Annotated in this window: 15 protein-coding genes; 9 read left to right on the top strand and 6 right to left on the bottom strand. The window is 64.2% G+C overall.

From position 1 onward, the window contains the following. Positions 1-13: 13 nt before the first annotated feature. Genes rplW through rpsJ form a run of 4 tightly spaced genes read right to left on the bottom strand, consistent with a single transcriptional unit; the run spans position 14 to position 1,969 of the window. Positions 14-319, bottom strand: a complete 306-nt coding sequence (rplW, locus tag ACFULT_RS09450; protein WP_019663546.1) for a 50S ribosomal protein L23 — start codon at positions 317-319, stop codon at positions 14-16. Next, positions 316-987 (bottom strand): 50S ribosomal protein L4, encoded by a 672-nt coding sequence (gene rplD / locus ACFULT_RS09445; RefSeq protein WP_019663545.1) that lies wholly within the window; start codon positions 985-987, stop codon positions 316-318. The genes rplW and rplD overlap by 4 nt, the downstream gene beginning before the upstream one ends. Next, on the bottom strand, positions 984-1,649 hold the full coding sequence (rplC, locus tag ACFULT_RS09440) for a 50S ribosomal protein L3 (RefSeq protein WP_026347512.1): 666 nt from the start codon (positions 1,647-1,649) through the stop codon (positions 984-986). The genes rplD and rplC overlap by 4 nt, the downstream gene beginning before the upstream one ends. 14 nt (positions 1,650-1,663) lie before the next feature. After that, the gene (rpsJ, locus tag ACFULT_RS09435; protein ID WP_003938093.1) at positions 1,664-1,969 is read right to left on the bottom strand and encodes a 30S ribosomal protein S10; all 306 of its coding nucleotides are present in this window, start codon (positions 1,967-1,969) and stop codon (positions 1,664-1,666) included. Positions 1,970-2,452: 483 nt separating this feature from the next. On the opposite strand from rpsJ, the gene ACFULT_RS09430 reads away from it, so the two are divergent. From ACFULT_RS09430 to ACFULT_RS09390, 9 genes are all read left to right on the top strand, one after another. Next, on the top strand, positions 2,453-2,938 hold the full coding sequence (locus tag ACFULT_RS09430; protein WP_378481306.1) for a hotdog fold domain-containing protein: 486 nt from the start codon (positions 2,453-2,455) through the stop codon (positions 2,936-2,938). A 10-nt stretch (positions 2,939-2,948) separates the two neighbouring features. Next, positions 2,949-3,845 carry a prephenate dehydrogenase dimerization domain-containing protein gene (locus tag ACFULT_RS09425; protein WP_378481305.1) on the top strand — a complete coding sequence of 299 codons (897 nt, stop codon included), beginning with the start codon at positions 2,949-2,951 and terminating at the stop codon, positions 3,843-3,845. Beyond that, positions 3,842-4,795: a diiron oxygenase gene (locus tag ACFULT_RS09420; protein WP_378481304.1), complete on the top strand. Its 954-nt coding sequence runs from the start codon at positions 3,842-3,844 to the stop codon at positions 4,793-4,795. The genes ACFULT_RS09425 and ACFULT_RS09420 overlap by 4 nt, the downstream gene beginning before the upstream one ends. 132 nt (positions 4,796-4,927) lie before the next feature. Continuing rightward, positions 4,928-5,899: an ATP-binding cassette domain-containing protein gene (locus ACFULT_RS09415; protein WP_094719163.1), complete on the top strand. Its 972-nt coding sequence runs from the start codon at positions 4,928-4,930 to the stop codon at positions 5,897-5,899. 23 nt (positions 5,900-5,922) lie between these two features. Next, positions 5,923-6,747: an ABC transporter permease gene (locus ACFULT_RS09410; protein ID WP_378481303.1), complete on the top strand. Its 825-nt coding sequence runs from the start codon at positions 5,923-5,925 to the stop codon at positions 6,745-6,747. A gap of 2 nt (positions 6,748-6,749) precedes the next feature. Continuing rightward, entirely contained in the window at positions 6,750-7,598 is an 849-nt protein-coding gene (locus tag ACFULT_RS09405) for an ABC transporter permease (protein WP_037113826.1), read from the top strand. Positions 7,599-7,622: 24 nt separating this feature from the next. Next, positions 7,623-8,519: a glycosyltransferase gene (locus tag ACFULT_RS09400; protein WP_378481302.1), complete on the top strand. Its 897-nt coding sequence runs from the start codon at positions 7,623-7,625 to the stop codon at positions 8,517-8,519. A 281-nt stretch (positions 8,520-8,800) separates the two neighbouring features. Next, positions 8,801-9,694, top strand: a complete 894-nt coding sequence (locus ACFULT_RS09395; protein WP_378481301.1) for a lipase family alpha/beta hydrolase — start codon at positions 8,801-8,803, stop codon at positions 9,692-9,694. Further along, on the top strand, positions 9,676-9,801 hold the full coding sequence (locus ACFULT_RS09390) for a pentapeptide repeat-containing protein (RefSeq protein ID WP_378481300.1): 126 nt from the start codon (positions 9,676-9,678) through the stop codon (positions 9,799-9,801). The genes ACFULT_RS09395 and ACFULT_RS09390 overlap by 19 nt, the downstream gene beginning before the upstream one ends. On the opposite strand, the gene ACFULT_RS09385 is transcribed toward ACFULT_RS09390, so the two are convergent. Further along, positions 9,776-23,641, bottom strand: coding sequence for an amino acid adenylation domain-containing protein (locus tag ACFULT_RS09385; protein ID WP_378481299.1), 13,866 nt, complete (start codon positions 23,639-23,641; stop codon positions 9,776-9,778). The two genes, ACFULT_RS09390 and ACFULT_RS09385, sit on opposite strands and share 26 nt — an antisense overlap. 149 nt (positions 23,642-23,790) lie before the next feature. Continuing rightward, the gene (locus tag ACFULT_RS09380) at positions 23,791-24,450 is read right to left on the bottom strand and encodes a condensation domain-containing protein (RefSeq protein ID WP_378481298.1); all 660 of its coding nucleotides are present in this window, start codon (positions 24,448-24,450) and stop codon (positions 23,791-23,793) included. Between the last annotated feature and the right edge of the window lie 113 nt (positions 24,451-24,563).

Here is a 24,563-nt window from a genome sequence, read left to right as displayed (position 1 = left end):
GAGTCCCAGTCGCTTACGCGACCGGACCTCCGAAGATCTCGATGGGCTTGCTGTCGGCGGAGAGCGTCACGAGCGCGCGCTTGGTGTCCTTGCGCTTGCCGTAACCGGTGCGGGTCCGCTTGCGCTTGCCCTGACGGTTCTGCGTGTTGACGCTGGTCACAGTGACGTCGAAGATCTTCTCGACGGCAATCTTGATCTGCGTCTTGTTCGAATCCGGGTGCACCAGGAAGGTGTAGGTGCCTTCCTCGATCAGTCCGTAGGACTTCTCGGAGATGACCGGTGCAAGCAGGATGTCGCGGGGATCGGCGATGGTGGTCACTTGCTTCCCTCCTCGTTCTTCGCAGGCCCTGCGATGAACGTGTTCAGCGCTTCCACGCTGAAGACGACGTCATCGGCTTCGAGCACGTCGTACGTGTTGAGCTGATCGGGTGCGATGGGGTGCACGCCGTCCAGGTTCTGAACGCTCTTCCACGCTGCAACGTCCTCGCGGCCGACAACAAGAAGAAGCTTCTTGCGATCGGAGATCTCACCGAGGAAGGACTTCGCGACCTTGGTCGACGGAGTCTGTCCGGCAACCAGTTCGGTGATCACGTGCAGACGCTCGCTGCGAACCCGATCGGAGAGGGCACCGCGCAGTGCAGCTGCCTTCATCTTCTTGGGGGTGCGCTGGCTGTAGTCGCGCGGCTGCGGTCCGTGGACCGTGCCACCGCCGACGAACTGAGGAGCGCGAGTCGAGCCCTGACGAGCCCGGCCGGTGCCCTTCTGCCGGTACGGCTTCTTGCCGCCACCGCGAACCTCGCCACGAGTCTTCGTGGAGTGAGTTCCCTGACGAGCAGCAGCGAGCTGAGCCACGACGACCTGGTGCAGAAGCGCGATGTTGGCAGGCGCATCGAAGATCTCGGCGGGGAGATCGACGGTGCCGTTGGTCTTGCCGCCGGCTTCCTTGACGTCGAGCGTCAGGTTGGTCTTCTTCTCGAGGCTGGTCATGCCCGAGCACCACCCTTCAATGCAGACTTGACGATCACGACATTGCCGCGACGGCCCGGGATTGCTCCCTTGATCAAGAGCAGACCGTTCTCGCTGTCCACCTTGTGGACCGAGAGGTTCTGCGTGGTAACGCGGTCGCCACCCATGCGGCCGGACATACGCATTCCCTTGAAGACGCGACCGGGAGTGGCGCAACCGCCGATGGATCCCGGACGACGGTGCACGGCCTGGGCGCCGTGGCTTGCGCCCTGGCCCTTGAATCCGTGGCGCTTCATGGTGCCGGCGAAGCCCTTGCCCTTGCTGGTGCCGGTGACGTCGACGAAAGCGCCGTCCTCGAACACTGCAGCGGTGAGCTCCTGGCCGACCTCGAACTGCGAGGCGTCGGCGACGCGGATCTCCACGACATGGCGGCGAGGCGTGACGCCTGCCTTCTCGAACTGGCCGGTGGTCGGCTTGTTCACCTTGCGGGGATCGATCGCGCCGAAGGCGACCTGGACGGCGCTGTAGCCGTCGCGCTCCTGCGTGCGGATCTGGGTGACCACGTTGGGTCCGGCCTTGATCACGGTCACGGGAACGACGCGGTTGTTCTCGTCGAAGACCTGAGTCATTCCGAGCTTGGTGCCCAGAATGCCTGTGGCAGGCCGATTCTTGTTATCAGTCATCGTTGTCTCCGCGCTCACTGGATGTTGACGTCGACACTGGCAGGCAGATCGATGCGCATGAGCGCGTCGACCGTCTTCGGCGTCGGGTCGAGGATGTCAATGAGCCGCTTGTGAGTACGCATCTCGAAGTGTTCGCGCGAATCCTTGTACTTATGGGGCGAACGGATGACGCAGTACACGTTCTTTTCGGTCGGCAACGGCACCGGTCCGACGACGCGGGCACCCGTACGGGTGACCGTCTCGACGATCTTGCGCGCTGACGCGTCGATCGCCTCGTGGTCGTAGGCCTTGAGCCTGATGCGGATCTTTTGTCCCGCCACGCTTAGTGTCCTTTTCTTGCCGCTTGTCGTGAAGCCGGCCTCATGGCCTGCTCCACCTCGTCTGCACAGTCCCCGAGCCGCTCGGCGAAAACCGAGGAGACTCGAACTGCCCTCGTGCTCACACGACGAACCGAACGTTGGCGATCAGGAAAGACCCGATCCGTTGCCGCTGTTCATCTGTCATGGTTCTCCGGTCCACGCGGTCGGGCGTGTCGTATTTCTACTGACACTTCTTTCCGCTTGCTCTTCTTCGATGACCGGGTGCGCGAGGCGTTCCTTCATCTCCGAGCCGGCAAACCGAACGCACTCACGTGGAGTGCTGGTCCTGTTCTGCTCTTACCTGGCGAAGGCCGCACGAAAGCGCGTCCCGTGTCCAGGCAACCCGACCAGTATGCCGTAGACCGCGCCGGAGCACAAATCCCTCTCGATGCGGATTCGTCGCACGCGGAACCCGCGCACCTTACTCGGCAGTAAGATACGCGCATGACCGCCACCAGCACTACCTACGGCCTGTGGAAGAAGCTTCCCGACAATGTCCTCGGGCAGACGATCTTCTCCATCGGAATGTGTCTCAGGGTCCCGTACTTCGGATCCGTCCTCCCCCGTGTGAAGTCCCTCGAGCCAGGTCGCTGCGAGGTGACGGCCCCGAAGTGGTGGGGAATCAGGAACCACTTGGGAACATTTCACGCGATCGCCGCGTGCAATCTCGCCGAGGTGGCCATGGGCATGCTCGCCGAAGCGACGGTGCCACCGACTCATCGCTGGATCCCGAAGGAGATGACGGTGCGCTATCTGACCAAGGCCACCACATCACTGACCGCGGTAGCCCTGCTCGATCCGCCCGAGTGGGCGACCGTCACGGAAGGCTCGGACATCGTCGTCCCGGTGTCGATTCGCGACAGCGCTGGTGTCGAGGTCGTCCATGCGGACATCACCATCTGGATCTCCGTCGCGAGCAGAAAGCGGTGATACTCGACGAATGAAGTCGTATGACGCCGTCGTGGTCGGTGGCCGTGGAGCCGTCGGCACCCTTCTCACCGGGCTCCTCGTCTCCGACGGCCTGTCCGTCGTCACCGTTGATGTCGACGCGTCCGACGATCCACAGCACGACTGTGACCATGTGCAGGGAAACATCGTCGATCCGGACGACGATCTGCGCGAATTGTTGGCGTCGACGACCGTCATCGTATTGGCGGTCCCGGAATCGGTAGCTCTCGCCGCTCAGGTTCCGAATTCCAGCCGGGACGTTCTGCTGGTCGAAACGCTGTCGGTGAAATCCCGATTCGCCTCCTCGGTCGAGGCTCGCTCGACGCAGGCCTCCGTGCTCGGCATCAATCCGATGTTCGCTCCGTCCCTCGGGATGGAAGGACGTCCCGTCGCGGCGGTCGTCCACCGAGCCGGCACACGCGTCGGCGAATTCCTTGCTCGTCTCGAAACGTGGGGCGCACTGATCGTGCGAGTGAACGCCGACGAGCACGATCGGGTGGCGGCTGCAACCCAAGCTCTGACCCATGCTGCTGTTCTGGCGTTCGGAACTGCTCTCGCCTCGCTCGACGTCGACCCGGCGCTCGTGCACGCCGTCGCGCCTCCCCCGGCTCGTACCGCGTTGGCATTGCTGGCGCGAGTGACGCGCGGCGAGCCGGAGGTCTACTGGGATGTGCAATCCGGAAACCCTCACGCGATGAGCGCGCGGTCCGCTTTGGCGTCGGCGATGTCCGAGTTGACTACGGTCGTCGAGGACGGCGGAGCGCGGGATTTCGAGAAGTACCTCGACCGCGCCGGGTCGGCCCTCCCCGATCCCGCCGGATACGCGGCTCTCTGCGCTCGACTCTTCGGTATCGTGCGAGAACAAGGACGTGAGGAGAACCGGTCATGATCGACAATCCATCACTGCCCGAGTACGACCCGGACGATCCAGTGGAGAGCGCGATCGTGTCGAGGCTGGCCGGCAACTGGGCCAATCGGGCCACGGTTAAGAAGCCCGAACCCGAACTGGACGACCTGTTCGATCATGCCAAGCACGATTTCCCGGAAGCCCTGATCCCGTTCGCGGAACACGACGTGTACCTCTCACTGCCGGAGGAGAAGAGGGAACGGATCCGGGCCTGGGGTTGGGTCGCGTTCAACAAGAACGTCATGGACGTGGAGCAGCATGTAGTCAATCCGGGTTTCTCGCTCCTCGCTCAGGACGCGTTCGGCACCGGAATGGGTGACGTCCTGGCGATCGCCGTCACGCAGGCGATGGTCGACGAGCAGTACCACACCCTCATGCACCTGAACGCGAGCGCACTCACCCGTCGTCAGCGCGGTTGGGCGATGCCCGAGCGACAGCTCCCGTTCAGCGCGACAGTCCGTGCCCAACGCGCCGCGCAGCTCGGTGCCGCGAACTCCGGAGCTGCTGCGTTGAGCGCGCTTGCGTACACGACCGTCGCGGAGATCTCGATCACCTCCTACCTGGACTTGATCGAGGACGACGACGTCGTTCAACCGGTGAATCGCGCGACGGTGAAGCTCCACAACCGCGACGAGTACTGCCATGCCTCGATCGCCGACGAGATGGCAAAGATCGTCTTCGGCACACTGGACGACCGTGATCGCAGACTGTTCCTCGACGGCCTCGCCCAGGGCATGAAGGCGTTCTCGAGCACGGACTTCTCGACGTGGGAAGCAATTCTCGGTGCCGAGAAAGTCGACGGATTCGAGGCGATGCTTCGCGACATCGTCGACGACGGGAGCCGGGAGCACCTCGTCCAGGACTACAGCGGCATTCGATCTCTGTGCCGCGAACTGGACGTCGAGGACGAAATTGGAATCGAGTGGTCGTGAGCGATGTGAAATCGCCGTCTTTCCCGGCAGGTAACATTTCCGTCCGGTGCCTGGATTGAACTGACGGGTACGCGCTCACCGAATCCCTTCTTCAGAAGAACCCGACTGCACCACCGACCGCACGGAGTATCGATGCCCTTTCCCGAGGACGTAGCTGTACTAGTCGAAGACGTCCACAAATCTTTCGACGACGTGCACGCCCTCCGAGGCATCAGCTTCTCGGCTCCCAAGGGGACGGTTCTCGGAATACTGGGCCCCAACGGCGCTGGTAAGACGACCACGGTGAAAGTACTGGCGACACTGATCAAACCGGACACCGGCAGGGCACTCGTCGCGGGCCACGATGTCGTCACCGATGCACCTGCAGTTCGCAGATCCATCATGATGACCGGCCAGTACGCCGCCCTCGACGACACTCTGTCCGGACGGGAGAACATCGAACTGTTCGGTCGTTTGATGGGCCTGGACAAGAAGGCCTCCAAGGCCCGCGCTCACGCGTTGCTCGAGGAATTCGACCTGGCGGACACCGGCAAGCGGCCGGTGCGCGGGTACTCCGGTGGAATGCGCCGCCGCATCGACATCGCGTGTGGCCTGGTCGTCCGTCCGGAAGTCGTGTTCCTCGACGAGCCGACGACGGGTCTGGATCCCCGCAGCCGTCAAGGCGTCTGGTCGCTGGTCGAGGCACTCAAGGCGCAGGGAATCACGGTGCTGCTCACCACGCAGTACCTCGAGGAAGCCGATGTCCTCAGCGACAACATCATCGTCATCGACAAGGGGACTGTGATCGCGGAAGGAACGTCGGATCAGCTCAAAGCGATGACAGGCGGCAACTTCTGTGAAGTGGTCCCGGTCGATCCGAACCGCTTGACGGAGGTAGTGGGAATCCTCGGCGAGTTGGTACCCGGAGTTGTGGCACGCGAACTCGCGCCCGGCGCAGACCGCGTCTCCATCCCCGCTCCGGACGGTGCTGCCACGTTGTCCGAGGTTCTGCGTCGAATCGATCATGCAGGCATTCCACTGGCGGATATTGCACTGCGCAGGCCGTCCCTGGACGATGTGTTCCTTTCCCTGACCGGTCACTCCAACACCGCTGCCACGAAGTGACGACGACATCTCGGGACTCGACGGTGGCTGCTGCGCCGAATCCGACGTCGGCGACACCGCCTGGCCGCACCCGTACCAAGTCTCGCTTCGAGCCCTCGGGCTTCGTGCAGTGGAAAGTCCTCACTGCACGCACCGTCCGAACCATGGTCCGCAAAGGCGAGCTGTTCATTGCGGTCCTCGCACCGCTGATCTTCACGCTGGGTTTCTTCCTGCCGCTGAAGTTCGTCATGCAGTTCCAGGGGATCGACTACGCGCAGTTCCTCATGCCGATCATCGTTCTGCAGGCAATGGCGTTCACCGCGATTTCCTCGGCGCAGCGAGCTTCGACGGAATCCCTGACCGGTCTGTCCACGCGCTTGAAAACCATGCCGGTCGCGATCGGCGCACCTCTCATGGCTCGAATGACCAGTGCGTTCCTCAGGTCGACGGTGACTTTGACCGCCGCTCTGATCTACGGGCACGTCATCGGGTTCCGATTCAGCGCGGGGTTCGACCAGGCAGTCATGTTCGGCGCCATGGCCCTGGCGATCAGTACTGTTCTGTCCTTCGGCGCCGACGCAATCGGAACGCTCTCGAAGAGCCCTGAGGCCACCAGTCAGGCGCTGACGTTGCCGCAGTTGATCCTGGGGATGGCGTCGACAGGGTTCGTTCCGGAGTCCGGCTTTCCCGAGTGGATTCGCCCGTTCGTGCGTAATCAGCCGATCTCACAGTTCGCGGCCGCGATGAGAGACATGGCCGACGGGACAGTTCAGCTGTCGGTCGTGCTCCCCGCCGTTCTCTGGATCGTCGGACTTACCCTTGTGCTCGTTCCACTTGCCCTGTGGGCGAGCCTGCGACGGAGAGACTGACCATGACCGACATTCAGCCGCGCGCCGCTACTCGTGAGACGTTCGGATTTCCAGAACCCACGACCCTGCTGCCGGAGTCGTCGGCTCGCGCTCTGCTCGTCCACAGCACGATTCAGTGCAATCGCCTGCTCAAACGTTGGTCGAGAGACCCTACGACGATGATTCAGGCCATGCTCTACCCGGCATTGATGCTCCTCATGTTCCGAGTAGTGCTCGGGGACTCGATTTCGATGGCCACCGGCCAGCCTGCGGTGTACGGCCAGGTGCCTCTCATCGTGCTCATCGGCGCAATGTTCGGTTCCATCGTCAGTGCAGTGGGCCTCAAACAGGAACGTATGAACGGGTTGTTGCCACGTTTCTGGACCCTGCCCACCCACCGTGCAGCCGGACTGGTGGGTCGAATGATGGCCGAGGCCGTGCGTGTGTTCGTGACCACGCTGGTGATCATCGCCATGGGGTTCGCACTCGGATTCCGGCTCAACCAAGGATTGCTGGCCGGGCTGGGCCTCGTGCTGCTCCCCATTGCGTTCGGCATCGGCTTCGCAGTTCTGGTGACGTTTCTGGCGACCGTGTCACGCGACGCACCGCTGGTCGAGTTGGTCTCGATTCTGTGTACGTTGCTGCTCTTCTTCAACTCCGGGTTCGTGCCGGTAGCGGCGTACCCGACGTGGCTGCAGCCAGTGGTTGCAGCGCAGCCCATGTCGTGTGCGGTGGACGCGATGCGTGCTTTCGCTCTGGGCGGACCGACGTTGACGCCGGTCCTGCAGACTCTCGCGTGGTCCTTCGGTTTGGTGATCGTGTTCCTCTACCCCGCCATCCGCGGTTATCGGCAGGCATCGAGTTCCGCCTGACCAGTTTTCTTTTATGCTGTCGATATGACAATCGACGCGCACCGAACCGTTCGCCCGACTGTTTCCGTCGTAATTCCGATGAATGGGATTATCAGCCAACTCGACGAACAACTCGACGGATTGGCGCAGCAGAATTACTCGGGGGAATTCGAAGTCGTAGTAGCCGACAACGGAGTCGGCGAACGCTTGAGGCGCCACATAGCCGACCATTCGCTCAATACTCGAATGAAAATCCAGTACATCGACGCTTCCGCGCAGGCAGGAGTGTCTTTTGCACGAAACTGTGGCGGCCTGCACGCGTCGGGCGAATTCCTAGCCTTCTGTGACGCAGACGACATAGTTCACGAAACCTGGATCAGCTCACTCGTGGACCTGGCGCAGGACTTCGACGTTGTCGGAACGGCTGTGGAGACCGCTGGGATCAACACCGCGAAGGCAATGTCCTGGACACCGTCGATGCCCGCCGAACGGCAGGGTAAGACCACGTTTCTCCCTCACGCCATCGGTGCCAGCATGGGGGCCTGGACGAGCGTGTGGCGTGACCTGGGAGGGATGGACACCTCCTATCACGCCAGCGAGGACGTCGAGTTCTGCTGGCGAGCACAATTGGCCGGGTACACCTTCGGATTCCTGCCGATGGCTGAAGTTGCCTACAGACTGCGCGAGGAGTTGCGGCCGTTGCTCCGACAGTCCTACAAGCTGGGGTACGGATTCGCGAGACTGCAGGGTGAATATCGCGCCCGAGGGTGCCCACCGGTCAGCATCCGACGGGTTGCCTACTGGTGGGCGCTACTGAGCCTGGGGAATCCGCTAATTCCCTCATTCGTCACCAAAGTTTCACGCGGTCAATGGGCACGAGCAGTAGCGGCGCATGTCGGCGAGGTGCGTGGAGGCTTGAAATATCACACATTCGGCTGGTAGCCATTTGCATTTAACCGCATGTCTCGTAATGCTGGGTAGATGTGCCCATGCAGCGGACAGCAATTCTCGTCTACTCCGATGGCGGCATCGGACTCGCTTCCGCTGGAATCGAAATAGTCGAAACCGGCCCAAGAGCAAGCTGCAGTGGACGAACAATCGCAGTGGACGAACGAACAAGGAGCAAGCAGTTGAACGCATGCGTACGACGCGGCCGAGCCTTATTCACGACGCGGTCACTACGTGCACTCGTTTCACTGTGTGCTCTGGTCGGACTCGCTGCCGTGATCGGCGCACCGACTGCCTCCGCCCAGCCGGGAGTCGGACCGGAACCGTTGTCACTGGAGCGCATGGGCACTCCTCCCGACGGCGCGAACGACTTCTCGTGCAAGCCCTCCGAAGCGCATCCCCGTCCGGTCATCCTGGTCCACGGAACCGACACCGACATGCAGGAGAGCTGGCCGACGCTCTCGCCCGAGCTCGCTGGTCAGGGTTACTGCGTGTTCGCACTCAACTACGGGGCGATGCCGGTGATGTGGGACCACAGTCGGCTCGTCTGGGGAATCGACGACATCGAGCAGTCGGCACACGAGCTCGGCCAATTCGTCGACTTGGTCCTGTCGAGCACCGGCGCCTCCCAGGTCGATCTCGTCGGACATTCGCAGGGAGGTACGGTCTCGCGGCAGTATCTCAAGTTCAACGGTGGTGCCGATGCATCCGACGCGTCACGCAGCAAGGTGAATCAGGTCATCACGCTGGGCGCCACCAACCACGGAACCAGCTTCAACGGGCTGCAGCAACTGTATCTACTCGCGGCGTCCGTCGGGCTTCCCCGTGACCTGACGTCGCAGCTGGTGTTCGGGATCGCGGGCACCCAACAGCTCATCGGTTCGCCTTTGCTGAAGAAGCTCAACGCCGGTAGCGAGGTCATGCCCGGTGTCGAGTACACCGTCATCGCCACTCGCAAGGACGAGGTCGTCACGCCGCCGGAGCGGACGTTCTTGAACGACGGCGGCACCGGCCAAGTGAAGAACGAGTGGGTTCAGGACATCTGCCCCGGCAACACGGCGTCGCACATGGGTATGACGCGTGATCCGGACGTGTTCTACCTGATCAGTCGCGCGTTGGATCCCACGTACCCGGATTCGCACCCCCTGGCGTGCGCTCCGCAGTCCTGACCTCCGCAGTCCTGACCTCCGCAGTCCTGACCTCCGCAGTCCTGACCTCCGCAGTCCTGACCTCCGCAGTCCTGACCTCCGCTAGAGCGACCACGGGTCGTCGATGACCACGTCGACGACCTCCGTCCCGCTGAGGTCCACGCCGGCCCCACTGCCATGAACGACGTGGGTTGCCCAAGTGTCGTCGATGAGGTCGCGCACCTGGGCAGTCCCGTCGTCCACGACGATCGCAGCCCCGGTCGCGGCTGCGACGGCCACCGTCAGGACGTCGCGGTCCCCGAGAACGTGTCGTCGATCGACAGCAGCCGTCAGGCTCTCCCCCGGATCGACAGTCCACGGGCGTGCCTCGTGGTCGACAGTCAGTACCCGTGCCTCGTGATCGACGCCGAAGGTACGCCCTGACGTCGATGCCGACTGCGCCAGCCGACCGTGCGTGACCACTTCCCCGCCGGAGACGACGGCCGTGTCGTCGGACTCGATGCCGAAGCCCCGTACGCCCCGGTCGATCGGCCGCGTCGATCGGCCTGACAGATTCGTGTCGTCGATGGAGATCCAGGTGAGCGCCGAGCCGGACGGATCCGAGGAACCTACACCGACCGCGATTTCGCCGGCGTCGAGGGACACAGCACCTCCGGCAGCCCAGACAGCGAGTACGGCGCAGATGCCCTGCTCGGTGAACGGCAGCTGGATCGTCACCGGTGTCCCCCGGCCGACGCCCTCGGACATCAGCAAGCGGGCCAGCTGCGCGACGTAGTTCGAAGTCTTGACGTAGGACTGCTCGACGTCTCTGTCGACGATCATCGGCGCACCCGGTTCCGCTTCGACCGATGCGTCGAATATCGCCACCATCGTGCGCTGGGCGGCCGGGGCCGAGTCGGCATCGCGGGGCTCGGGTGACGGTGGCACGGGCCGGGTGATCTCGATGTCGCCGACGACGGCATCGTCGTCGAGCGCAAACGAATGCAGGACCGACAGCAACACCTCGGCGACGTGGACCACCGTGGCCTCGTCGTACAGGTCGGTCGCATAGATCAACGAGCATGTGGATTCGACTCGCCCATCGGACGCAACAGCATCCGAGAACACGAACTGAAGGTCGTATTTCGCGACGTGTTCTTCCGCCTCGAATGCGGACACGGCCAGATCCGGAAGTTCGAGAACAGTGGTGGCGTGATTCTGTAGCGCGAGCAGCACCTGGAAGAACGGCGATCGAGACCTCGATCGCGGGGGGTCGAGGATGTCGACGATGCGATCGAACGGTACGTCGGCATGCGAGAACGCATCCAGGTCGGTCTCGCGGACCAGGGCAAGCACTTCACCGATGGTCTCGGATCCGTCGACCGGTGTTCGCAGCACCACGGTGTTGACGAACATTCCCACCATGTCGTCGAGGGCAGAGTCACCGCGTCCGGCAACTGGCGTTCCCACAGCGATGTCGGCATCACCGGACAGTCTGGCCAATGCAACGGCGAGGGCAGCGTGCAGCGTCATGAACAGCGTGACGCCATGCCGGCGAGCCAGCGTGTCGAGGGCCGACCGCAAGTCCGCGTCGACGACGAAGTCGTACCCAGCACCGACTCGACCGGCGTCCACGCCCCGTGCTCGGTCGACGGGCACACCCCGCTGCTCGGCAAGTCCGTCCAGTGTGGCTCGCCAGTACGACTCCTGCCGTGACACCAGCGAGTCCGGGTCGTCGGTCGAGCCCAGCGTTTCGAGCTGCCACAGCGCGTAGTCCGCGTACTGGACGTCGAGCGGTGTCCACGACGGCTCCATGCCGTGGGTGCGCGCGTTGTACGCGATCAGCAGGTCACGTGTCAGCGGTGCCATCGAGAAACCGTCCGCCGCGACGTGGTGGGTGACGAACACCATGACGTGCTCGGTGGGCGTCACCTCGAGAACACGCAGGAGCACCGGGACCGACACGGTGACGTCGAACGGGGTCGCGAGAATCCCGCCGACACGATCGACGACGTCGTCACCGGAGGCCTGTTCGACCACGAAGTCGATTGCTGCATCCGCACGCGAAAGAACGACCTGGGTGCCGACGCCGTCGATGTCGGGATAATACGTTCGCAGGGTCTCGTGGCGACCGACGACGTCGTGTGCGGCCTGATGCAGCACGTCGACGTCGAAGGTGCCGGTCGCTCGCAGCGCGAACGCGATGTTGTAGTCCGTGGACGTCGGGTCGAGTCGAGCGAGCAGCCACATGCGTTGCTGCGCTGGGGAGAGCGGGAGCGTGTCTGGTCGGCCGAGTGAGACCAGTGTTCGACGCCTGCCCGTTCCGACGTGGGACGCGATCCTCGCCGCGAGAGCCGACACCGTGGGTGCTTCGAACAGTGCCCGTAGGTCCACCTCGGTGTCGAGAGCCGCGCCCAGTCGGGCGGTGACCTGGGTCGCGACCAACGAGTTCCCGCCCAGCGCGAAGAAGTCGTCGTCCGCGCCGACCCGGTCGTGCCCGAGAACGGCCGAGAACGCCTCCGCCACTGCTTCTTCGACGGCAGTGGACGGGGCGCGGAACGACGTCTCGACGACGGTCGGTGCAGGCAGCGCGCGCCGGTCGAGCTTGCCGTTGACGGTGAGGGGCAGGTCGTCGAGTTCGACGAACCCGGACGGAATCATGTAGTCGGGCAGTCGTTCTGCGACGGTTCGGCGGATCAGGTCGAGGTCGAGAGCCACACCGTTCGCCGGTACGAGGTACGCGACGACCCGAGGTCCGAGCGGTGGATCGTCCCGCACGACTGCAACCGCTGCGGCTACCGACGGGTGGGCCGCAGTCGCTGCTTCCACCTCACCGAGTTCGATGCGGAAACCACGAATCTTGACCTGTTGATCGGCTCGACCCGAGAATTCGAGCTCGCCGCCATTCCCGGAGGTCACCCACCGGACACGGTCACCGGTGCGATAGAGAGGTTCGCCGTTGCCTCCGAACGGGTTTGCGACGAAGCGCGTGGCCGTCAAGCCCGGTCGATCCAGATAACCGCGGGTCACTTGAGCGCCACCCACGTAGAGTTCGCCTTCGACGCCTACCGGCACGGGATGCAGGCGCCGATCGAGCACGTGCACGGACAGGCCCGTGATCGGCCGCCCGATGATCGACCCGGACTCGACGTCGGACGCAGCGATTCGCCGTACGGTGACGTGCACCGTCGTCTCCGTGATTCCGTACAGGTTGAACAGTGAAGGACCGCGCGTTTCGCCATCACCGTGGCTGTCGAACCAGCTGCGCAGACGGCTCGGCTCGAGCGCTTCTCCCCCGAACAACACGTGCCGAAGAACGAGTGTCGACGACGACCGAGTGTCCACGTCGACCAGCCGTTGAAACGCCGACGGCGTCTGATTGAGAACCGTGACGCGCTCGGAAGCGAGCAGTTCCCGAAACACCTCGGGCGAACGCGCGGTGTAGTGGTCGACCACGACGAGCGTGCCGCCGTGAAGGAGGGCCCCCCACATCTCCCACACGGAGAAATCGAATGCGAACGAGTGGAACATCGTCCATACGTCGGTCGCTCCGAACTCGAAGACGTCGCTCGTCCTCTCGAAGAGGGTCAGCACGTTGTCGTGGGTGACTCCCACGCCTTTCGGCCGCCCCGTCGATCCCGACGTGTAGATGACGTATGCGAGCGAACCGCGATGCAGCGACGAATGTCGATCTCCGTCGGTCACGGTCGCCTCGGAGTACCGATCCACCTCGGGCGAGCTGGAAGCGAAATCGGCCATGTCGACGGCAGGCAGTTCAGCGAAGCGTGAATCGACGCCCTGGTACACGACTGCGACCGGGGCGCAATCGTCGAGGACGAAACGAACCCGCTCGTCCGGGTGATCCGGATCGATGGGGAGGTAGGCGGCGCCCGAGGTGACCACGGCGAGCAGCGCGACCACGAGATCCGCGGATCGGGGCAGCGACACAGCGACCGTGGATTCCGGGCGCGCACCCAGCGCGATCAGTTCGCGAGCGATCACGTTCACTTTCGATGCGACATCTCGGTAAGTCCAGGATCGACCGCCGTCACGCAGCGCGACCTGATCGGGTGCTGCCTCGGCCACGGCGTGAAATCGGTCGACCAACGTGGAGAAAGTGGACGGAACAAGGTCGTCTGTCGACTCGTGGGCGAGTGCGAGCTCGAGCTCCGCCGCCGGAAGCAGCGTCACGTCACCCAACGGCGCACGTGCATGTGCGACGAGCGCAGCCGCAGCACGCGCGTAGGCGTCGGCGATGCGCTGCACCGTCGCTCGATCCAGTACCTCTGCGGCGTACACGAATTCGACGTCCCAACCGGATACGTCACCGGCGTCGTAGGCGTCGGCCACCGTCACCTGCAGATCGAATTTCGCTTCGACGGAATCGAATTCCACCCCGCTGATGGTCAGGTCGGGCAGCTCCAGTTCGATCCGAGCGAGGTTCTGGAACACGAACATCACCTGGAAGAGCGGGTGTCTGCCGCGGGCCCGGTGCGGATCCGTCACATCCACGATCCGTTCGAACGGCACGTCGGCGTTGGCGAATGCGGACAGATCGGTTTCGCGTACGTCGGCCACGAACTGCTCGAAGTTCGTGGCCGGATCGACCTTGGTGCGCAGAACCAGAGTGTTGACGAACATACCGATCATCTCGTCGAGGCGACTGTCTCCACGACCCGCGACAACGGTTCCGACGGTGATGTCCTCGTTGGCGGACATTCGCGACAACACCACGGCGAGGGCGGCGTGCATGACCATGAACGGAGTTGCCCCGACGCCTCTGGCGAACGTTGCCACCGCATCTCGCGTCGGCCGATCGATGGACACGACGACGGCACCGGCCCGTACTTCGGCTGCGTTCCGAGACACCGCGCGAGAACTGCTGCGCGGCAACTCGATCTCGACCGGTACCTCGGACAACTGCTTGACCCAGTAGTCGATCTGATGCGACGCGGGCGATTCGGGATCGTCTTCGGAGCCGACGAAATTGCGCTGCCACACTGCGAAGTCCGCGTACTGCAGCGGCTGAGGATCCCACGCAGGTTCGTTGCCGGTCGCCCGGGCTGCGTACGCGCGCGCCAGGTCACGGGTGAGCGGGCCTATCGAGAACCCGTCCACGGAGATGTGGTGGGCGACGACGACGAGGACGTGCTCGTCTGCGGACTCCCGAAGCAGGACCGCACGTACGGGCACCGTCTCGGTCACGTCGAATCCACGGGACACCATCTCGAGGACCGTCGCGGCAGTCGACGCCGAGTCACTGTCCTCCACGCGTAGTGCAACCGTACGGTGGGGTTCGACGAACTGGAAGCCCATCCCGTCGACGTCGGGGTAGCGCGTCCGGAGGATCTCGTGTCGAGTCGTGACGTCGTGAAAGGCCTCGACCAAAGCCGCGACGTCGAGGTTTCCTGTTATGCGGATCAGCGCAGGCACGTTGTTGGCTGCCGAACGAGGATCGAGTCGGTTGAGGAACCACATGCGCTGCTGCGGTAGGGACAGCGGGGCCGGGGTGCCGTCGTTCGGTCGCTGCGCCAGAACGCCTCGGATCGACCGCGTGGTCTCCCGCTCGATTCGTCCCGCGAGGACCTCGACTCCCGGAGCGTCGAACAACATCCGCAGGGGAACATCGGTGGACAGCTCCGCACCCAACCGCGCCACCACCTGGGTTGCGATCAGCGAGTTCCCGCCCAGGGCGAAGAAATCGTCGTCCAGACCCACTCGGGGTGCGCCGAGCATGTCCGAGTAGGTCGAGGCGACGATCTCCTCGACGGGAGTCGCCGGCGCCCTGTGCGTCCGCACCTGGACCGCGGGCGCGGGCAGCGCCCGACGGTCGAGCTTGCCGTTCGGACCGACCGGCAGCCGGTCGACGACGACGATCGACGTCGGAACCATGTAGTCGGGGACGAAGCGCGCAGTAACCGCACGGATGTCCGCTGCGTCGATGCTCGCCCCGTCCTCGGGTACGACGTACGCCACCAAGGAGTCACCGACGATCGCGTCGGTGTGCAGTACCACGACGGCCTGGCGAGCGTTGGGATGAGTGAGCACTGCAGCCTCGACCTCACCGCATTCGATGCGCTGGCCTCGAAGTTTCACCTGGAAATCGCTGCGGCCCACGTAGTCGAGTTCACCGACAGGGTTCCACCGCACCAGATCTCCAGTCCGATAGAGTCGCCCGCCCGTCGAATCGAACGGGTCGGCGACGAACCTCTCGGACGTCAGTCTCGGTCTCGTCGCATAGCCTCTGGCGAGTTGTACCCCTGCCAGATACAGCTCCCCTACGACACCGGGCCATACCGGGTTCAAGCGCGAATCGAGCACGTACACACGGGTGTTCGAGACCGGCCGGCCGATGGGTACGGTCGGCGCAGCGGAGTCGACGATGTCGTACCGGGTGACATCGACGGCGGCCTCGGTGGGTCCGTACAGGTTGACGAGGTCGGTTCCGGAGAGAATCGCCGACGTCGCACGCACTGTGGCAGCGGGGAGCGCTTCTCCGGATGCGAAGATCCGCCGCAGCCTTCGCGCCGACCGCGCGTCCGGATGAGCGGTGAACACCGCGAGCATCGACGGTACGAAGTGCGCCACGGTAACGGAGTGCGTCTCGATCAGCCGTGCAAGATAGGTGGGGTCGCGGTGACCGTCCGCATCCGCGATCACCAGCGTCGCCCCGATCCCGAGCGGCCAGAACAGCTCCCACACCGACACGTCGAACGTCAGCGGAGTCTTGTGGACCACGACATCGTCGGTGCCCAGTGGATAGCACTGCTGCATCCAGTCCAGCCGATTGACGACGGCGCGGTGGCTGACCACCACGCCCTTCGGCCTGCCGGTCGACCCGGACGTGAAGATCACGTACGCCGCGATGTCCGGACGGTGTCGATGGACCGACGCGATCGCGGTCGGTTCGCCTTGGACGATGTCGTGCACGTCGACGGTGACGACCCCGGTTGTCGCCTTCGACAACTCCACGCTCGACGCAGCACCGTCGACGAGAACGACCGCGGCTTCGGACGCCTCCAGAACGTAGTGCAGGCGCTCGATCGGTTGCTGCGGATCGATCGGTACGTAGGCACCGCCGGCGTCGAGCACGGCGTACACCGCGAGGACCGACTCGAAAGACCGTGACACCGCCACACCGACGGTGGTCTCCGGTCCGACACCTGCGTGTTGCAGCGTCCGAGACAGCGCCTTCACCTGATCGGAGAACTGTGCGTAGGAGATCTCGTGGTTTCCGTGGCGAATCGCGATCGAATCGGGAGTCGTCTCCGCCACCCGGTGGAATCGATCGAGGAGCATGTCCTCGCGAGCCTCCACCGAGGTTCGGTTCCATTCGGTGAGAACCGACGTCGCCTCGTGGTCGTCGAGAAGGTCGATGTCACCGACGACCGCGAACCGATCGGTGACCATGGCCTCGAGTATTCGGACGAATCGCCGTCCGGCTGCGGCGATGGTGTCTTCGTCGAACAGCTCCGTCAGGTAGAGGAACTGAGCCGACATTCCTGCGGGTTCGCCGGAACGGTCGAAATCCTCCGACATGGTCAGGTACAGATCGAACTTCGACAGCCCGGTTTCCAGTTCGACGCCCGCGGCGCGGATCTCCGGGAGCTCGACGCTCGTGCGTTCGAGATTCTGGAACGCGAGCATCACCTGGAACAGAGGTTGTCTCGCCGTCGACCTCGTCGGATCGAGTATCTCCACCAGCCGCTCGAACGGAAGGTCCGAGTTCGCGAACGCGTCGAGGTCGGATTCGCGCGTCGACGCGAGCACGTCCCTCACGGTGTCCGAGGGACGGATCTCGGATCTGAGCACGAGCGTGTTGACGAACATGCCGATCACATCGTCCAGCGCACGCTCACCCCGGCCTGCGATCGGCGTTCCGATCGTGACGTCCTCCGTTGCCGCGGTACGTGCCAACATAATCGCGAACGCGGCGTGCACGACCATGAACGGCGTGCATCCCACGTCGAGACCGAGTCCGACGACGGCGCGATGCAATGCACCACCGATCGCGAAGCCGTGCACGGCGCCGCGCTCGGACTGCGCCACCGGGCGAGGACGGTCGGTCGGAAGGTCCAATTGCTCGGGGCTACCTGCGAGACGCCGCTTCCAGTAGTCGATCTGCGTACAGACCAGAGATTCCGGGTCGTCCTCCTCACCGAGGACCTCACGTTGCCACACCGAGAAGTCGGCGTACTGGACCTTCAGCGGCTCCCACATCGGTGTCCGCCCACCGACTCGTGCCGCGTAGGCGTACACGATGTCCCGCATGAGGGGACCGATGGAGAAGCCGTCGGCGGCGATGTGGTGGACGACGACCGCGAGAATTCCTTCGGTATCGCCGACTCGGAACAGATGGGCACGGAACGGCGGTTCCTCGGACAGCGCGAAACTCGAGTTCACCAGCACGCGAATGCGTCCGAGCGCGTCGTTCTCGGTGCACGTGTCCACACCGAGCTCGAACGGGCTCTCGTCGATACCCAGAACGCGTTGGTGGCCGATGCCGTCCACGTCGGGGTACACGGTGCGTAGCGTTTCGTGGCGTTCACGGATATCGTCGATGGCTGTTCGGAGGGCGGTTTCGTTCAGCTCACCGGTGAGACGGACGACGATCGGAATGTTGTAGGCGGCGGAGTCCGGTTCGAACTGGTCGAGGAACCACATTCGTTGCTGCGCAAGGGAGAGCGGGATCCGTTCCGGACGTGTCCGCGCAGTCAGGGGTGCGCGTCGCTTCTTCCCGACGCTGCGATCGATCACTGCTGCCAGGGCAGCCACCGAGGGTGCGTCGAACACGGCACGGACATCGAGGTCGACGTCGAGTTCGGCACCGACTCGGGCGGTCACCTGAGTGGCGAGAAGGGAGTTGCCGCCGAGAGAGAAGAAGTCGTCGTCACGTCCGACTCGATCGACACGAAGTAGGTTGCCGTAGACCTCGGCGACAACATGCTCGGCGCGAGTACGCGGCTCGAAGAACTCTTTTCGTTCGAACATCGGCTCCGGCAGCGCTCGCCTGTTCAGTTTGCCCGACGGCCCGAGCGGGAGCTCACCGATCACGAGGAACGCCGATGGAACCATGTACTCGGGCAGTGCCCGTCCGGCCACATCCCGCAGCCGTTCGGTGTCCACGGTCGACCCGTGCGAGGGAACGACGTAGGCAACGAGCCTGTCACCTCGCACATCCACCACAGCGTGGTGAACCGAACCGTCACGGAGGAGAACGTTCTCGATCTCTCCGAGTTCGATGCGCAACCCTCGCAGCTTGACCTGGAAGTCCGAGCGTCCGAGGTATTCCAGTTCACCGTCGGAGCGCATACGCACGACGTCACCCGTGCGATAGAGCCTCGCTCCGTCGATCGAGAACGGGTCGGCGACGAACCGGTCGGCCGTCAGGTCCGGCCGGTTCGAGTATCCGCGCGCGAGTTGCACACCGCCGAGGTACAACTCCCCTCGCCCACCCACGGGGACCGGGTGCAACCTCGAATCGAGCACGTGCACACGAGTGTTGAACACGGGACGTCCGATCGGTACGCCGCCGGTGTCGGTGTCGGAGAACTCGTGATGGGTCACGTCGACGGCAGCCTCCGTAGGGCCGTACAGGTTGACCACACGTGCACCCGGCAGTGCCGTCCGCAGCGACGACGCCGTTGCGGACGGGAGCGCTTCTCCCGAACAGAACACCCATCGCGGCGCGAGGTCCACCGGTGCCCGATCGGAGGCGAAGACGGCGGCCATCGACGGTACGAAGTGCAAGACCGTTATCCGCTCCGACGACAGAAGCGAGGCCAGGTAATTCGGATCACGGTGGCCGTGCGGACGCGCGATCACCGTTCGAGCACCGATGTGCAACGGCCAGAACAACTCCCACACCGAGACGTCGAACGTCACCGGGGTCTTGTGGAGGACGACGTCCTCTCGGGTCAACCCGTATTGTTCCTGCATCCAGACGAGCCGATTCACGATGGCGCCGTGGTCGACCGACACCCCCTTGGGGACACCCGTCGATCCCGACGTGAAGAGAACGTAGGCAGTGTTCGCAGCGGTGAGCGTACCGAGACGATCGGCGTCGGTCAGCGGTCCGGGCGAGAAGTCGCGCAGGTCGATCTCGTCCACGGACACCACCGGGACACTCGATGCTTCGGGCGCCTGGTTCGAGATCGGCGCGCCGACACGGTCCTCGTTCCTCGACAACACCAGCACGGCGTTCGACGCCGTGACGATGTGCCGCTGCCGCTCTCCAGGCTGGTCCGGATCCATCGGGACGTAGGCAGCACCGGCCGCCTGCACCGCGTAGATGGCCACGAACAGCTCGAACGAGCGATGCATCGAGACCGCGACTCGCGTTTCCGGACCGACGCCTCGCGAGATCAGGTAGCGCGCAAGCGTGTTCACACGTGCGTCGAACTCCCAGTAGGTCAGGGTGACATCGTCGAACGTGAGAGCGTCGGCGTCGGGCGACGCTGCCGCGCGCGCAGCGTACATCGACACCAACGTCGACGTCTCGTCGTACTCGTGATGGGTCGAATTGATCTCGTCGATCGACCAGCGACGCTCGGCGGCATCGATCAGAGCGATGTCGCCGACGACCACCGTCGAATCCTCGGACACCACGTCGAGGAGAAGACGAACGCGCGCGGCCAGCGCGTCGACGGTCGACGTATCGAAGATGTCGTGCGCGTACGTGATGGAGAATTCGATGCCGTTCGGGTCACCGGAGCTGGAGTAGCTCTCGGAGAAGACCAGTTCGAGGTCGAATCTGGCGGCATGGACGGCGACCTCGACGGGCGACAGCGCAAGTCCGGACGCCTGTACGGTCGCGCGGCCTGCGTCCTGGAAGGTCAACAACACCTGGAACAACGGGTGACGTCCAGAGACACGAGGTGGGTCCAGTATCTCCACCACACGGTCGAACGGAAGGTCCGCATGAGCGAACGCGGACAGGTCCACCTCGCGTACTCGGGCCAACACGTCGTCGAAGGTCGCCGACGAATCCACCGGCGTCCGCAGCACCAGCGTGTTGACGAACATACCGACGACTGCGTCGAGATCGGTCTCACCGCGGCCGGCAACCGGTGAACCCACGACGACATCCGGTTGACCGGACATCCGCGCCAACAACACTGCGAGGCAGGCGTGCACCACCATGAACGGAGTGACGCCCCGGCGTCCGGCGAGTTCGACGATTCGCTGATGGACGGCTGCATCGAGACGTCCTGATCTACGTCCACCCGATCCCGACCGAACGGGCCCTCGCGTCCTGTCCGCCGGGACGATCGTCTCCTCCGGCGCACCGGCGAGTGTCGTCGACCAGAATCTCTCCTGAGCCGCCGCCAGTGACGTCGGATCGTCGGATGCCCCGAGCATCGCTCGCTGCCACACCGTGTAGTCCGTGTACTGCACCGGTAGCGGTACCCACTCGGGCGCGTGCCCACCGAGGCGCGAGACATACGCTTCCGTGACATCCGACGCGAGAGGGCGCATGGAAAAGCCGTCGGCCGCTATGTGGTGGACCACGAAGATCAAGACGTGATGCTCGGATGCCGTGCGCAGTAACCTGACTCGGAACGGCGGCGCGGCAGTGACGTCGAACGGCGTCGTGGCGGCGCGCTCCAGGTGACGCATCACCGACGACGGATCCGCGTCGACGACGCTCAGATCGATCGGGGCATGCCCTGGATCGGCTACCGATTGGGTGCCTGTTCCGTCGACCTCCGGGTAGGTGGTCCGCAGTACCGCCTGGCGAGCGACCACGTCACCGACAGCTGCCGTCAGAGCAGTCGGATCCAGCGGCCCGCGCAGTTCGAGCGCCAGCACGATGTTGTCGGCGGCGGACTCGCTGTCGAGCCTGGCCGAGAACCACATTCGTTGTTGGGCAGCCGAGAGCGGGACGGGGTAGGTCACCGGCAGACGCCCGAGCACGGCGGTGCCGTCGGGCCCGGAACCGGCGGCGGACTCGACGACCGTCGCCCACTGTTCCACGGTCGCGTTGTCGAAGAAGTCACGCACTGCGGTGCGCACCCCGAATCGAGAATTCATACGGGACACCGCACGCGTCGCAGCCAACGAGTTCCCGCCGAGGGCGAAGAAGTCGTCGTCCAGCCCGACGCCGGATACACCGAGAAGCACCTCGAACTCCTCTGCGACACCGATTTCCGTGTCGGATTCCGGTGCGCGGAAGGCAGTGCGTTCGTCCGGGGGGTCGGGAAGCCCGCGTCGATCGAGTTTGCCGGATGGGCCGAGTGGCATAGCGGGAAGTTCCACCAACGCACTCGGCACCATGTACCCCGGAAGCGCCGCCTTCAGCCTGGACGTCGCCGCCTCCCCATCGAATTCGGACGATCTGGTCGGCACCACGTATCCGACCAGTCGTTCGCCGCGCACGATCACCGCGCATTGAAGCACGGACGGATCCTGCTGCAGAACGGTTTCCACTTCGCCGAGCTCGATCCGGAGTCCATGAAGTTTGACCTGTGAGTCACTGCGGCCGAGGTAGACCAGAACCCCGCCGTCGGTCCACTTGACCAGGTCCCCGGTGCGGTACATGCGCCGACCCGATTCGAATGGGTTGGCCACGAACCGATCCGCGGTGAGCGGCGGTTTTCCGACGTATCCGCGTGCCAGTTGAATGCCCGCGAGGTACAACTCACCGACGGTTCCGGCAGGCACGGGGCCGAGTGCCCCGTCGAGTACGTACAGTTCGGTGTCGTCGGCGGCAACGCCGATGGGTACAGGTCCGTCTCCTGCCACCGTCACGTGGTGCGCGGTCACGTCGACGCCGGCCTCGGTCGGTCCGTACAGATTGTGCAGCTCGGCGGACGACAGCGATACGAACCGTGCTGCGGTGGCGGCACCGAGCTCTTCGCCCGACGCGAAGACGTATCTGAGACTCGAAATATCCTCTGCGTCGGCGACATCGACGAACACCGCCAGCATCGACGGGACGAAATGCGCGACGGTCACGTCGGTGGACCGGACGGTCTGCGCAAGGTATTCGGGGTCGGTGTGCCCACCCGGCTCCGCGACGACGAGCGTCGCACCGACTCGCAGCGGCCAGAAGAACTCCCAGACCGACACGTCGAAGGTGAACGGTGTCTTCTGCAGGACCACGTCCCGCGTGTTCAACGGGTACAGGCGCTGTCGCCAATGCAGGTTCGCGGCGATTGCCCGGTGCGAGACCCCGACGCCCTTGGGCCGACCGGTCGATCCGGACGTGAAGATCACATACGCCAGGTCGTCCGGCGCCGGGCCCGGTAGGACCCCGTCGCGGACGTCGGAGCCGTGGGACAGGAGGGTTCGAACATCGACGACGGGCACGGCGGACGGAAGTCCGTGGGCGATGGTGTCCTCGGTGACGATCAGTACCGGCTCGGCGACGTCGACGATGTAGTCGAGCCGCTCGCGAGGATGATCGGGGTCCAACGGTAGATAGGCGGCGCCGGACTTGACGATTCCGTACATTGCCACGATCAACTCGAGCGACCGATGCATGGCCACGCCGACGGTTCGGTCGGGCCCGGCACCCAGCGACATGAGGTGACGCGCCACCTGCTCGGCCCTTCGATCCAGCTCTCCGTAGCTCAACACCTGGTCTCGAAACCGCACCGCAGGGCTGTCCGGTGTGCTCTCCACGACAGCGTCGAATTCGTCGAGCAACGTGCCGGAATGCCGGACGACCTCGGTTTCGGGGGCGGCGACGAGTGGGGACAGTGACTCGGCGAGCTCGGTGAGAACGCGATCGAGCGCACCTTCGTCGGACTGGAAAGTCGCAGGAAGCAGATCTCCCAGGACCAGCGCGAACAGTGCGTCCGGTCCCAGGACACCACCCATGCTGGAGTCCAGTCGGTCCAGTGCGTCGGCCAGCTGCCCGAATCGGACGGTCACGCCGTCGAAAACGAAGGCGTGTCGATCGGCATCCGAGTGCGCGACGGACGCGACGAGCCTGCGAACGTCCGTGATCGAGAGGGGCCGGCCGCGGTCGGGATCGACAACCATGTGGTGCAATCCTCCCCACCCTCGATCGAATGTTCGGTACCGCGGTGTTCGCGTGCCGAACAATCAAGAGCGGTCTACCTTGCCCACGATACTGTGGCGAACGCTTCCTCTCCGGTCGGGCTGGGCGTTTTGTGAAACTTCCCTGACCGTCAGTCTCCTCCGATCGCACCGGGAACCGACGGTGCGAGGGCCGCGCCGATGGTCACGGACGGGTCTATCGACACGGCGCCGAGAAGACGTGAGACGCCGGCTGCCAGTCGTTCCGCCGATTCTTCGCGAAACAGGTCGGTCGAATAGAGCACGGTCCCTGCCAGTGCGACGTCGCCTTCGTCACCCCGCACGTCCTGGAACACCAGCTGAAGTTCGTATTTACTGACCCCGTAGTCGACATCGACGGGTGTGATCCGCAGGCCCGGGAGTTCCAAGCCGGACCACCCGAGGTTCTGGAAACTGACCGTTGTCTGAACGGGCAATTCACCGGTGTCGACTCGGCTCAGCACGTCGTCGATGGGCACGTCTGCATTTTCGAGAGCACTCAGGTCGACGGCGCGGCTGTGCGCGAGCAGGTCGGTGAACGCGGAATCCGGGTCGATACGCGTTCGCAGCACCACCGAGTTGTTGAACTTCCCGATGAGCCCGTCGAGCTCTGCCTGCCCTCGGCCGGCAGTGGGAATTCGCACGGCGATGTCTCCGGACCCCGATTCGTGACCGAGCACTGCTGCTACAGCAGCGTGTACGGCCATGAACAGCGATGCGTTGTTCTCCGCGGCCAACGTTTCCACGGTTCGACGAACAGCGTGAGCGGGCATGGTTCATAAGCGAGACTCGTACATCGCCGGGTTGGCTTAGCGACTGATCAGGAGAAGCAGTCTTGTCGGATCGTCGCAAGCTCTCCACCTCCCATCTTCAGACCTGCCACTCC

Source organism: Rhodococcus sp. NPDC057297 (assembly GCF_042667435.1).
Lineage (GTDB): Bacteria > Actinomycetota > Actinomycetes > Mycobacteriales > Mycobacteriaceae > Rhodococcoides.
This window is presented reverse-complemented; position numbering and strand designations above follow the sequence as displayed.

What these genes read in the sequence shown, in the direction of transcription:
- ACFULT_RS09415 (WP_094719163.1), top strand. Translation starts at nt 4,928, where the DNA reads ATGCCCTTTCCCGAGGACGTAGCTGTACTAGTCGAAGACGTCCACAAA.
- ACFULT_RS09420 (WP_378481304.1), top strand. Translation starts at nt 3,842, where the DNA reads ATGATCGACAATCCATCACTGCCCGAGTACGACCCGGACGATCCAGTG.
- ACFULT_RS09380 (WP_378481298.1), bottom strand. Translation starts at nt 24,450, where the DNA reads ATGCCCGCTCACGCTGTTCGTCGAACCGTGGAAACGTTGGCCGCGGAG.
- ACFULT_RS09405 (WP_037113826.1), top strand. Translation starts at nt 6,750, where the DNA reads ATGACCGACATTCAGCCGCGCGCCGCTACTCGTGAGACGTTCGGATTT.
- ACFULT_RS09425 (WP_378481305.1), top strand. Translation starts at nt 2,949, where the DNA reads ATGAAGTCGTATGACGCCGTCGTGGTCGGTGGCCGTGGAGCCGTCGGC.
- ACFULT_RS09400 (WP_378481302.1), top strand. Translation starts at nt 7,623, where the DNA reads ATGACAATCGACGCGCACCGAACCGTTCGCCCGACTGTTTCCGTCGTA.
- ACFULT_RS09430 (WP_378481306.1), top strand. Translation starts at nt 2,453, where the DNA reads ATGACCGCCACCAGCACTACCTACGGCCTGTGGAAGAAGCTTCCCGAC.
- rplD (WP_019663545.1), bottom strand. Translation starts at nt 987, where the DNA reads ATGACCAGCCTCGAGAAGAAGACCAACCTGACGCTCGACGTCAAGGAA.
- rplC (WP_026347512.1), bottom strand. Translation starts at nt 1,649, where the DNA reads ATGACTGATAACAAGAATCGGCCTGCCACAGGCATTCTGGGCACCAAG.
- ACFULT_RS09385 (WP_378481299.1), bottom strand. Translation starts at nt 23,641, where the DNA reads ATGGTTGTCGATCCCGACCGCGGCCGGCCCCTCTCGATCACGGACGTT.